This window comes from Xanthomonas cissicola, from assembly GCF_008801575.1.
In the GTDB taxonomy this organism is placed as follows: domain Bacteria; phylum Pseudomonadota; class Gammaproteobacteria; order Xanthomonadales; family Xanthomonadaceae; genus Xanthomonas; species Xanthomonas cissicola.
The window spans coordinates 1-851 of record NZ_VZPL01000217.1 but is presented as its reverse complement, the minus strand read 5'-3'; the positions used below and the strand labels follow the sequence as shown (position 1 = coordinate 851).

1 protein-coding gene is annotated in these 851 nt (G+C 57.7%); it reads left to right on the top strand.

The genetic code is table 11. From position 1 onward, the window contains the following. Positions 1–43: 43 nt before the first annotated feature. A protein-coding gene (locus tag F7R02_RS25665) for an IS5 family transposase (RefSeq protein WP_139370899.1) occupies positions 44–842 on the top strand; the annotation gives its coding sequence in 2 pieces (ribosomal slippage) (positions 44–315 and positions 314–842; 801 coding nt in all). The last annotated feature ends 9 nt before the right edge of the window (positions 843–851 follow it).

The following is an 851-nucleotide window of genomic DNA, read 5'->3' as shown; positions in this document are numbered from 1 at the left end:
AGAACCTGTTCACGATCTTCGCTGATCAGTGCAGACTATGCGGATGCGCCAAAAGACCTATCCGAGCGACATGAGCCGGGAGCAGTTCGCACACGTGCTGCCGATCCTGGAACAAGCGCGCAAGCGCACCAAGCCACGCCGTGTGGATTTGTATGAGGTGTGGTGCGCAGTGTTGTACGTGCTGCGAACCGGTTGCCAATGGCGAGCGCTACCCAGCGACTTTCCGAAGTGGCGGACCGTGCACTCGTACTTTGCCAAGTGGAGCGAGTGCGACGATGAGGGGGTGAGCCTGCTGGAGCGGGCGCTCAAAAAATCAGGTTGGCGTGGCCCGCGCGAGACAGGAGCGCAACGCTTGCACCAGGTTCTTGATCGTGGACGCGCAGAGCGTCAAGAACACGGACACAGCCGGGCAAAAGGGGTATGACGCAGGCAAGAAGGTGTCGGGCATCAAGCGGCATATCGCTGTTGATACTCATGGGTTGCCTCATGCAATCGCGGTGACGACGGCGGAGGTGACCGACCGCAAAGGTGCGCTGCAGGCATTGGAGCGCTGTCAGTCAAACTTGACGCTTGTACAAAGCTTACTGTGCGACAGCGGTTACACCGGAGTACCGTTTGCCGACGGCGTGCGAGAGATTTTAGGCGAGCAGCTCACGGTGCAGATTGCCAAGCGCAGCGAACTGCACACCTTCAAGGTCATGCCCAAGCGATGGATTGTCGAGCGTAGTTTTGCTTGGCTGGAGAAGAACCGAAGGCTATGGAAGAACTGCGAGCGCAAACTCAACACCAGCCTGCAGTTCATCCATTTGGCCTTCTTGGCGCTATTACTCAGAAGATCGTGAACAGGTTCT